7 protein-coding genes are annotated in these 11,218 nt (G+C 72.2%); all 7 read left to right on the top strand.

Annotated features, from left to right (window positions below; genetic code table 11):
* Positions 1 to 55: 55 nt before the first annotated feature.
* The 7 genes from OHB41_RS31475 (at position 56) to OHB41_RS31445 (ending at position 11,194) form a co-directional block, all read left to right on the top strand.
* The gene (locus tag OHB41_RS31475) at positions 56 to 1,807 is read left to right on the top strand and encodes an ABC transporter transmembrane domain-containing protein (protein WP_266701458.1); all 1,752 of its coding nucleotides are present in this window, start codon (positions 56 to 58) and stop codon (positions 1,805 to 1,807) included.
* Positions 1,804 to 3,642, top strand: a complete 1,839-nt coding sequence (locus tag OHB41_RS31470) for an ABC transporter ATP-binding protein (protein WP_266701457.1) — start codon at positions 1,804 to 1,806, stop codon at positions 3,640 to 3,642. Before OHB41_RS31475 ends, OHB41_RS31470 begins: the two co-directional genes overlap by 4 nt.
* A 25-nt stretch (positions 3,643 to 3,667) precedes the next feature.
* Positions 3,668 to 4,930, top strand: coding sequence for a hypothetical protein (locus OHB41_RS31465; RefSeq protein WP_266701456.1), 1,263 nt, complete (start codon positions 3,668 to 3,670; stop codon positions 4,928 to 4,930).
* Between the two features lie 140 nt (positions 4,931 to 5,070).
* Positions 5,071 to 6,048 carry an NAD(P)-dependent alcohol dehydrogenase gene (locus tag OHB41_RS31460; RefSeq protein ID WP_266701455.1) on the top strand — a complete coding sequence of 326 codons (978 nt, stop codon included), beginning with the start codon at positions 5,071 to 5,073 and terminating at the stop codon, positions 6,046 to 6,048.
* Positions 6,049 to 6,612: 564 nt separating this feature from the next.
* A complete protein-coding gene (locus tag OHB41_RS31455) occupies positions 6,613 to 8,646 on the top strand; it encodes a M4 family metallopeptidase (protein ID WP_266706278.1) in 2,034 nt (677 codons plus the stop codon).
* A 298-nt stretch (positions 8,647 to 8,944) separates the two neighbouring features.
* The gene (locus tag OHB41_RS31450) at positions 8,945 to 10,606 is read left to right on the top strand and encodes a M4 family metallopeptidase (protein WP_266701454.1); all 1,662 of its coding nucleotides are present in this window, start codon (positions 8,945 to 8,947) and stop codon (positions 10,604 to 10,606) included.
* 69 nt (positions 10,607 to 10,675) lie between these two features.
* Positions 10,676 to 11,194 (top strand): DUF1990 domain-containing protein, encoded by a 519-nt coding sequence (locus tag OHB41_RS31445; protein WP_266701453.1) that lies wholly within the window; start codon positions 10,676 to 10,678, stop codon positions 11,192 to 11,194.
* The last annotated feature ends 24 nt before the right edge of the window (positions 11,195 to 11,218 follow it).

The raw sequence follows: 11,218 nt of genomic DNA, 5'->3' as shown, positions 1-11,218 counted from the left end.
GACACGGCGGCCGGGCGGGAGACGGACACGGCACGGGAGGAGCGCTGGAGACCGGATGATCGACGCGTACGAGGACCCGGGGACGCCCGACGCCCGAGGGGGCGGCCGGTATCTGTGGTGGCTGATCGCCCGGCAGCCGGGGCGGGCCGTCGCCGGGGCGGTGCTGGGCACCGTCTGGATGGTCCTGATGGCGCTCGCGCCGTATCTGCTCTCCCGCGCGATCGACGACGGGCTGGAGCCCGGCGACCAGGCCGCCCTGGCCGGCTGGGCCGGCGCCCTGCTGGGTCTCGGGGCGTTCAACGCGTGGGTGAGCATCATGCGGCACCGCATGATGACCCGGCTGCGGATGGACGCCAACTTCCGCACGGTCAAGATCGTGGTCGAGCAGGCGACCCGGCTGGGTGCCGCCCTCTCCCGGCAGGCCGGCGCCGGTGAGGTGGTCACGATCGGCGTCGGTGACGTCCAGACGATCAGCCAGTCCCTGACCGTCGTCGGGCCCGGCGTCGGCGCGGTCGTCGCGTACGCCGTGGTGGCCGGACTGTTGTTGTCGGTCTCGGCGTCGCTGGCCGCGGTGGTGCTGCTCGGGGTGCCGGTGATCGCCCTGCTGGTCGGGCCGCTGCTGGGACGGCTGCAGGGGGTCGAGGCCGGGTACCGGGAGCGGCAGGCGGTGCTGACCGCCCGGATCGGGGACCTCGCCGGGGGCCTGCGTGTCCTCAACGGCCTGGGCGGCAAGGGGCTGTACGCGGACGCCTTCCGCCGCGACTCGCAGGAGCTGCGCGCGCAGGGCTACCGGGTCGGAGCGGTGACCAGCTGGGTGCAGGCGCTCGGCGCCGGGCTGCCGACCGTGTTCCTGGCCGTCGTGACCTGGCTGGCCGCCCGGCTGGCGGTCCAGGGGGAGATCTCGGTGGGCGAACTGGTGTCCGTGTACGGCTATGTCGCGGTCCTGGTGATGCCGGTGGCGTTCTTCGTCGAATGCGGCTACCAGCTCAGCCGGGGCCTGGTGGCCGCCCGCCGGGTCGTCCGGTTCCTGGCCCTGGAGCCCCTGGCGTCCCCCGACCCCGACGCCCTGGACGGCCCCGCGTCCCCGTCCGTGCTGCACGACCCGGAGTCCGGTGTCGAGGTGACGCCGGGGAGACTCACCGCACTGGCCGGCGGCCGCCCGGCGGACTCTGCGGCCGTCGTCGACCGGCTCGGCCGGTACACCCGGTCGGCGGCCACCTGGGACGGCGTACGCCTCGACGCCTTCGACCTCGCGCAGGTCAGAGCGCGGATCCTGGTCGCCGACAACGAGGCCGACCTGTTCGCGGGCACCCTGCGCGAGCTGGTGTCGGGCCGCGGGGACCCGGACGACGCGGCCGTCCTGCGTTGTCTGCACGAGGCGGTGGCGGACGACATCGTCCTCGGGCTGCCGGACGGGCTCGGCTCGGCCGTCGACGCACAGGGCCGCAGTCTCTCCGGCGGACAGCGCCAGCGCGTCCGGCTGGCGCGGGCACTGCTCGCCGATCCCGAGGTGCTGCTCGCGGTCGAGCCCACCTCGGCGCTCGACGCCCACACCGAGGCCGCCGTCGCGAGGCGGCTGCGCGCTGCGCGCTCGGGCCGTACGACCGTCGTCACCAGCACCTCGCCGCTGCTGCTCGACCACGTGGACACCGTGCACTACCTGGTCGACGGCCGCGTCGCGGCGAGCGGCACCCATCGCGAACTCCTCGACGGGGAGCCGGGATACCGCGCGCTGGTGGCCCGCGACACGGAGACCGAAACCCAGGGGGTCCAGGACGCCCAGGACACCCGGGAGGCCGTGCGATGAGTGCGCAGCTGCCCGTCGCCGAGCGGGCCGAGGTGAGGCGGGCCGCGCTCCGGCTGGTGCGGGCGGACGGACGGGCCTTCGCCGGGGTCCTCGCGCTGAATGTGCTGGCCGCGGCGGCCGGCCTGGTCGGGCCGTGGCTGCTCGGCCGGATCATCGACGACGTCGATGCCGGCGTCCGGGCCGGCGGCGGTGCGGGGGTGGGTGTGGGTGCGGTGGACCGCCTGGCGCTGGTCATCCTGGTGTGCGCGCTCGCCCAGTTGCTGCTGACGCGTGCCGCCCGCCGGATGGGGCACCGCTTCGGGGAGCGGATCCTCGCGCGGGTGCGCGAGGAGTTCGTGGAGCGGGCCCTGGCACTGCCCGCCTCGGTCGTGGAGCGGGCCGGCACCGGTGATCTGACCGCCCGGGGGACCGCCGACGTCGCCCTGGTGGGCACCACCCTGCGCGACGCGGGACCCGCACTGCTCATCTCCTCGGCGCAGGTGCTGTTCATGCTCGGCTCGGTCTTCGTCCTCAGTCCCTTGCTCGGCGGCTGCGGGGTGCTCGGCCTGACCGGCATCTGGTTCGCCACGCGCTGGTATCTGCGCCGGGCACGCGCCGCCTATCTCGCCGAGGGCGCGGCCACCTCGGAGGTCGCCGAGGTCCTCACGGCCACCGCGGACGGAGCCCGCACCGTCGAGGCCCTCGGGCTACGGCGCAGGCGGATCGCCGCGAGCCGCGAGGCGCTGGAGACGTCCCGCCGCACCCGGCTGCACACCCTCTGGCTGCGCACGGTGTTCTTCCCCGTCGTCGAGGTGTCGTACGTCGTCCCCGTGGCCGGTGTGCTGCTGCTGGGCGGTGTCCTGCACGCGCACGGTGCGATGAGCCTGGGCGCGGTGGTGGCCGCCGCGCTGTATCTGCGCCAGCTCGGCGAACCGCTCGACCAGATCCTGCTCCAGGTCGAGCAGTTGCAGAGCAGTGGCGCGTCCTTCGCCCGGGTGGAGGGCCTCGGCCGGGCGCCCAGGGCCGTCCCGGCCGGCTCCCCCGCACCCGTGGACGACCGGATCGACGTCACCGGCGTCCGCTACTCCTACGGCCGCGGGGGCGAGGTGCTGCGCGGGGTCGACCTGACCGTACGGCCCGGGGAGCGGCTGGCGGTCGTCGGCCCCTCCGGTGCCGGGAAGACCACCCTGAGCAGGTTGCTCGCGGGCATCGACGCGCCGAGCTCGGGCAGTGTGACGGTCGGACGGGTACCGATCGCCGGACTCGATCCGGAGCGGCTGCGGCGCCAGGTCGTCCTGGTCACCCAGGAGCACCATGTCTTCCTCGGGACCGTCCGCGAGAACCTGCTGATCGCCGCGCCGGCCGCCGGGGACGCCGAGCTGTGGGCGGCGCTGGCCGCCGTCGGTGCCGACGAGTGGGCCCGGGAGCTGCCGGAGGGGCTGGACACCGGGCTGGGCCCCGGAGGACGCGTCGCGGACGGTTCGCGGGCCCAGCAACTGGCCCTGGCCCGCGTGGTGCTGGCCGACCCCCATACGCTGATCCTCGACGAGGCCACGGCGCTGCTCGACCCGGCGACCGCCCGGCACACCGAGCGCGCGCTCGCCGCCGTGCTCGAAGGGCGCACGGTCATCGCCATCGCGCACCGGCTGCACACCGCGCACGACGCGGACCGGGTCGCCGTGATGGAGGACGGCCTGCTGACCGAACTCGGCACGCACGACGACCTGGTGGCGGCCGACGGCGCGTACGCGGCGCTGTGGCGTTCGTGGCACGGCGAGCCACGGCCACAGGACGTCACCGGGGCACTGCCACCGCGACGTACTCCAACGTCACCTCCCACAAGCCTGGTTGAATGATCGGCCCGTGCCAGGAGGGGAAGACATGGGGCTGGAGACAACCGTCGCCGTGGTGGGGCTGCTGGTGGGGATCGTCGCGGCGGGGTTCGCCTGGGCGCCGCAGCGCCAGGCCAGTCGCGAGCAGGGCGTCGCCCGGTTCGTCCGGGTGCGCGGCCATCTCAAGGGGCACCGGGCCGAGTTGAGCACGGCGTGCGCGGAGGGCCAGAGCGAGCACCGCGCCGATGGGGAACTGGTACTGCTGACCCGGCCCGGGTGGGTTCCGGCCCGCCCGCTGCCCCTGGACGCCGTGCGCATGACGCTGCGCGAGTCCCGGCCGGACGAACAGCTGGACTCCTGCCGCGCGAACGTGGCCCGCTACTGGCCGCACGGCCCGGGTGCGGGCCGTGCGGAGAGCTACTCGGCCGCGATCGAGGCGTACGACCGGCCCGGCGTCTGGTTCAACGGCCCGTCCTACCGGCTGCTCGACGTCGCCTCCCCGCCGGCCGAACACCCCGGCAGCGGACTCGCCCTCACCTTCGCGCTCGGCCGCTACTTCGACGGCCTCGACACCACCGAACCGCTCGCGTACGAGGAGGCCTTGCGCCATCTGAAGCGCGGCGCCAAGCCGTTGCGGGGTCCGTTCCGGCGAGGGCTCGGCAGTCCCTTCGCCCTGCACAGACGGGCCGCGCTGCCCGGTGTGAGCACACTGACGGTCCGGGTCGAGAACGGCGGGGCCGACGGGGACGGCGGGGCGTACTTCTTCATGCACCGGCGCGACGCGGGCAAGGTCGCCGTGGCCATGGACACCACCCATGTCGCCCCGGCCGGCGAGTTCCAGCCGCACGCCGACGTCCTGCCCGTCTGGCGCTCGGACCTCGACCTGTGGCACAACACGATGCGCGAGTACGCCGAGGAGTTCCTGGGCGCCCCCGACGCCGCCGGCAGTGGTGGGGTGACCCTGGACTACACCCGTGACGCGCCCTACGCCGACTTCGCGCGTGCGGTACGGGACGGCCGGGCCCGGGTGCGCTTCCTCGGCCTCGGCCTCGATCCGCTGAGCTGGAAGCCGGAGATCTGCCTGGTGTGCGTGTGGGACGCCGCGGCCTTCGACGAGATCTTCGCCGGGATGGGCGAGCACAACGAGGAGGGCGTCCTGGTGGTCGGCGCCAGGGCGGGCGACGGATATCGCGGCGTCCCCTTCACCGCCGAGAACGTGCTCGGCTACGCCGGACATCCCACGACCCTGCCCGCGGGCAGGGCGTGTCTGACACTGGCGTGGCGGTGGCGCCACGAACTGGGCCTGGTCTGAGGCCCCGAGATCCCTCGCCTCGGGGCTCGCCCCGATTCCCGTACTCCTCCCGCTCGGCTACCGTCGTGGGCAGTGGCGCCCGGCCGCCCGATCGACCCCTCGCACCGACCCCTCGCGTTCCCGTGTGTCACGGAGGCCCGATGAAGGCGATCGCCCAGGACCGGTACGGCTCTCCCGACGTGCTGGAGCTGAAGGAGTTCGACAGACCGGTGCCCGAGGCCGGTGAGGTTCTCGTGCGGGTGCGCGCGGTGTCCGTCAACGCGTACGACTGGCACCTGATGCGGGGCGATCCGTATCTGGCGCGGCTGTCCTTCGGTGTCCGCCGGCCGAGGACGCCGGTCCGCGGCCGGGACTTCGCCGGACGGGTGGAGGCGGTCGGCGCGGACGTGAAGCGGCTGCGCCCCGGGGACGAGGTGTTCGGTGAGACCGACGGCGCGTTCGCACAGTACGTGGCGGCCCCGCAGGGCGTGGTGGCCGTGAAACCGGCCGGGCTGAGCTTCGAACAGGCCGCCGCACTGCCGCTCGCGGGGAACACCGCGCTCATCGGCCTGCGCGACCTGGGCCGTGTGACGGCGGGGCAGCGGGTCCTCGTCAACGGCGCGTCGGGCGGGGTCGGGACCTTCGCCGTGCAGATCGCCAAGGCGTACGGCGCGGACGTGACCGCCGTGTGCAGCCCGCGGAACGTGGACCTGGTCCGCTCGCTCGGCGCGGACCACGTCGTCGACTACACCCGGGACGACTTCACCCGGGCGGGGACGCGCCACGACGTCGTGTTCGACCTGGTGGCGAACCGCTCGCTGACGGACCTGCGGCGCGCGCTCACGCCCACGGGAACGCTCCTGCTGTCCGGCGGGGGCGTGTCCGAGGGCGGCAGTCTCCTCGGGCCGATGCGTCTCACCCTCAAGGGGCAGGCGCTGTCACGCTTCGTCGGTCAGCGGCTGCTCACGTTCTTCGCGGCACCGAGCGGGGCCAACCTGGCCGTGCTGCGGGAGTTCGTCGAGTCCGGGAAGGTCACCCCGGTCGTCGACCGGACATACGGGTCGCTCGGCGAGGTGCCCGAGGCCATCCGGTACGTGGAGGGGGAACACGCCCGCGCGAAGGTCGTCATCACGGTGTGACGGGCCACGCCACCACGGCACGCATGACGCGGTCCGGCACTCCGGGTCCGTCCGATCGCCCTTCCACGGACGGGGCTTCACGTACCTGGCTCCAGGGGCTCGGCATCACGGGCCGGCTCCACGGGGCCGGCTCCACGGGCACGGCTCCACGGGCACGGCTGCCGGACACGGCTGCACGAACGAGCCAATCCCTCTCAGGACGGGACCGTTCGTCACGTCGTCGCAGCGTCGTGCACGATCTTGCCGACCACCGCGGACGGTGCGGTCGGATCCGGTCCAGGTGCACGGGGAGACACGGGTCCGTATACCGAACATGACCAACCGGAGAACGAACCAAATCCGGCCAAGTTCTTGATGCGCTCCTGACAGGAGACGAGATCTCCTGCCACTCTTCCCACGGTCGCTCCACAGCAACCTCACAGTATCTCCGCCGTGCCGCGACCGAAGACCTTCGTGCAACTGGTTCCGCGTTCCGACCTGTTCTGCCCGGACGGCTACCCACCGCCCGGATCCCCACTGGCCGCGCGAGCCGTGGCCACGCAGAAGGAGTCAGTGTTGAGCAGCATGTCCTCGCACAGACGCACCTCCCACACCGCCCGTCGCCGTGTCGCCGCCGTCGCCCTCGTCGGCGTCTCCGCCCTGCTGGCCGCCGCGGTCCAGTCGGGCGCCGCGAGCGCCGCCCCCCAGAAGCCGGTCCCGGGCAGGGTCGACCCCGGCGCCGTCACCCTGAAGCTCACCCCCTCGCAGCGCGCCGAGCTGATACGCGACGCCGACGCCGCCAAGGCGACCACCGCCAAGGACCTCGGCCTCGGCGCCAAGGAGTCGCTGGTCGCCCGTGACGTCATCAAGGACGCGGACGGCACGGTCCACACCCGCTACGAGCGCACCTACGAGGGACTCCCGGTCCTCGGCGGCGACCTGGTCGTCGACACCGCCAAGTCCGGCCGGACGGAGCGGGTCATCAAGGCGACGGGGGCCGCGATCAAGGTCGCCTCCCTCACGCCCGCTGTCGCGGCCGGCACCGCGGAGCGGCAGGCCCTCTCCGCCGCCAAGGCCGACGGGTCGAAGAAGACCGACGCCGACCGCGCGCCCCGCAAGGTCATCTGGGCGGCGGACGGCAGGCCCACCCTGGCCTACGAGACGGTCGTCGGCGGCTTCCAGGACGACGGCACCCCGAACCAGCTGCACGTCATCACCGACGCCACCACCGGCAAGAAGCTCTACGAGTACCAGGGCATCGAGACCGGTGTCGGCAACACGCAGTACAGCGGCCAGGTGACCCTGACGACGACGCAGTCGGGCTCCAACTACACGCTGACCGACGGCGCCCGCGGCGGCCACAAGACGTACAACCTCAACCGCGGGACGTCGGGCACCGGCACCCTCTTCTCGCAGACCAGCGACACCTGGGGCAACGGCACCACCTCCAACGCCGCGACGGCCGGCGCCGACGCGCACTACGGCGCCGCGGAGACCTGGGACTTCTACAAGAACACGTTCAACCGCAGCGGCATCAAGAACAACGGGGTCGGCGCCTACTCCCGCGTCCACTACGGCAACGCGTACGTCAACGCGTTCTGGGACGACAGCTGCTTCTGCATGACCTACGGCGACGGATCCGGCAACGCGGACCCGCTGACCGCGCTGGACGTGGCCGGCCACGAGATGAGCCACGGCGTCACCTCCAACACCGCGGGCCTCAACTACACCGGCGAATCCGGCGGTCTGAACGAGGCGACCTCCGACATCTTCGGCACCGGCGTCGAGTTCTACGCCAACAACACCTCCGACCCCGGTGACTACCTCATCGGCGAGAAGATCGACATCAACGGCGACGGCACCCCGCTGCGCTACATGGACAAGCCCAGCAAGGACGGCGGCTCCGCGGACAACTGGTCCTCCAGCGTCGGCGGCCTGGACGTCCACTACTCCTCGGGCGTCGCCAACCACTTCTTCTACCTGCTCTCCGAGGGCAGCGGCGCCAAGGTCATCAACGGCGTCAGCTACAACTCGCCGACCGGCGACGGCCTCCCCGTCACCGGCATCGGCCGCGACAAGGCCCTGCAGATCTGGTACCGGGCGCTCACCACCAAGTTCACCTCGACCACCAACTACGCGGCGGCCCGCACCGGCACGCTCGCGGCGGCGGGTGAGCTGTACGGCACCACCAGCGCCGAGTACACGGCGGTCCAGAACGCCTGGGCGGCCGTGAAGGTCGGCTCGCGTCCGGGCGGTGGCGGCGGCACGGGCACGTCGTTCGAGAACACGGCCGACGTATCGATTCCGGACAACGGAGCGGCGGTCACCTCCTCGGTCTCCGTCACCGGCCGCACCGGCAACGCCCCGTCCAACCTTCTGGTCGACGTGAACATCGTGCACACCTGGCGCGGCGACCTGGTCATCGATCTGGTGGCCCCGGACGGCTCGACGTACCGCCTGAAGAACTTCAGTTCGTCGGACTCGGCGGACAACGTCCAGGAGACCTACACGGTCAACGCCTCCTCCGAAGTCGCCAACGGCACCTGGAAGTTGAAGGTCCAGGACCAGGCGGCACAGGACACCGGCTACATCAACAGCTGGAAGCTGACATTCCCGTAGACCGCGGGTGAACGCACTCCTCGGACAGGGCGCCGCCCCGGTGGTTCAACTCCCCGGCGCGGCGCCCTCTTTGCGTCGCCCCGAGTTTGCGTTGCCCTGCCTTTTACCCGTGATCGGGTCCGCATTACGTACAGCGATCTTCATCCAACGGACGCTTTTCGGCCAACATGCGCTTGCACTCCTGACATGTACGCGCCCCGGATGTCACTCTTCCACCGCACGGCTCACCCGCACCGCAACTTCACCTGTCCGAACGGCCACCCCACGGCGTCCGGACGCCCCCACAGAAGGAGCTTGCGTGACTCCCCTCTACGCGCGTCACAAGCGCACCACTCTGGCCATCGCCACCGCTGTCGCCGCCGGAGCCCTGCTCACCACCGGTCTGACCACCGGTGCCTCCGCCCAGTCCGAGCCGCTCGCCCCGGCCGGCCAGGCGAAGCTCCCCGGCGCCACGGTCCAGCTGTCCGCCGCCGCGCGTACCGGCCTGATCAAGCAGGCCGACGCGGCGGCGCCCGAGACCGCCCGGCAGATAGGTCTCGGCGCCAAGGAGAAGCTGGTCGTCAGAGACGTCGTCAAGGACGCGGACGGCACGGTGCACACCCGCTACGAGCGCACGTACAACGGCCTCCCGGTCCTCGGCGGCGACCTCGTCGTCCACGAGTCCAAGGCCGGCCGCACCGAGGGCGTCACCAAGGCCGTGAAGGCGGCCATCAAGGTCGCTTCGCTGAAGCCGCAGGTCACCACCGCGAAGGCCGAGAAGCAGGCGCTGACCGCCGCGAAGTCGGCCGGCTCCGCGCAGACCACGGCCGACCGTGCCCCCCGCAAGGTGATCTGGGCCGCCAGCGGCAAGCCCACCCTCGCCTACGAGACGGTCGTCGGCGGCCTCCAGGACGACGGCACCCCGAACGAGCTGCACGTCATCACCGACGCGGCCACCGGCAAGAAGCTCTACGAGTACCAGGGCATCGAGACCGGCACCGGCAAGAGCCTCTACTCGGGCACGGTCACGCTCAGCACCACCAAGTCGGGTTCGACGTACAACCTGACGGACGGCACGCGCGGCGGCCACAAGACGTACAACCTCAAGCACGGGACGTCCGGCACCGGCACGCTGTTCACCGACGCCGACGACGTGTGGGGCACCGGCACCGCCTCCAGCTCCACCACGGACCAGACGGCCGCCGCGGACGCCGCCTACGGGGCCCAGGAGACCTGGGACTTCTACAAGAACACCTTCGGCCGCAGCGGCATCAAGAACAACGGCGTGGGCGCCTACTCCCGGGTCCACTACGGCAGCTCGTACGTCAACGCGTTCTGGGACGACAGCTGCTTCTGCATGACGTACGGCGACGGTTCCGGGAACACCCACCCGCTGACCTCGCTGGACGTGGCCGGCCACGAGATGAGCCACGGTGTCACCTCCAACACCGCGGGCCTCAACTACACCGGTGAGTCCGGCGGTCTGAACGAGGCGACCTCCGACATCTTCGGCACCGGCGTCGAGTTCTACGCGGCGAACGCCTCCGACCCCGGTGACTACCTCATCGGCGAGGAGATCGACATCAACGGCGACGGCACCCCGCTGCGCTACATGGACAAGCCGAGCAAGGACGGCGGCTCGGCGGACAGCTGGTCCTCCAGCGTCGGCACCAAGGACGTGCACTACTCGTCCGGCGTCGCGAACCACTTCTTCTACCTCCTCGCGGAGGGCAGCGGCGCGAAGACCATCAACGGCGTCTCGTACAACTCGCCGACGTCCAACGGCTCCACGGTCACCGGCATCGGCCGCGCCAAGGCGCTGCAGATCTGGTACAAGGCGCTGACGACGTACATGACGTCGACGACGAACTACAAGGCCGCCCGCACGGCGACGCTCTCCGCGGCGTCCGCGCTGTACGGCTCCGGCAGCACGGAGTACGCGACGGTGGCCGCGGCCTGGTCCGCGGTCAACGTGAGCTAGTGATCCACTAGACGCGAGGGCGGTACCCGGGGAGTGATCGGCTCCGGGTACCGCCCTACGCTGTCCCCCATGGTCTCCCCGGACACTCCCTTCACCTACGAGGACGTGGGCGCGACGCGCGACGGCCGCTGCCCGCCGGGGTTCCGACCCCTCCACCTCCGCACCCGTATCGGCGAGGGCGAGGAGGTCTTCCGCGCCGCCTCCGAAGCCGTCATGACCTGGGCGATGCACCGGGCGATGGGCGTGGCCGTGGCCGCCGGCACCGACCGAGCCGCCCCCGGCACCGACGTCACCATCGGCATCGGCCCGATCAAGGCGCCCTGCCGAGTGGTCTGGACGGTCGAGGAGTACCGCCGCGCCGGCTGGGCGTACGGCACGCTGCCGGGCCACCCCGAGTGCGGCGAGGAGGCCTTCATGGTCGACCGCACCGGCGACGGCACGGTCTGGCTGACCGTGACCGCCTTCAGCCGCGCGGCCAGGTGGTACACCCGCGCGGCCGGCCCGGCCGGCCGCGGCCTCCAGCACGCGTACGCCCGCCGCTGCGGTCAGGCCCTGCGCCGCCTGTGCGCGGGCCTCGACCCGGTCTGACGGCGGCGCGGGCCACCGGGCCCC

The sequence above is a fragment of the Streptomyces sp. NBC_01571 genome (assembly GCF_026339875.1).
Lineage (GTDB): Bacteria > Actinomycetota > Actinomycetes > Streptomycetales > Streptomycetaceae > Streptomyces.
Note: the sequence above shows the minus strand (reverse complement) of the source record. Positions and strands in the feature narration are given on the sequence as shown.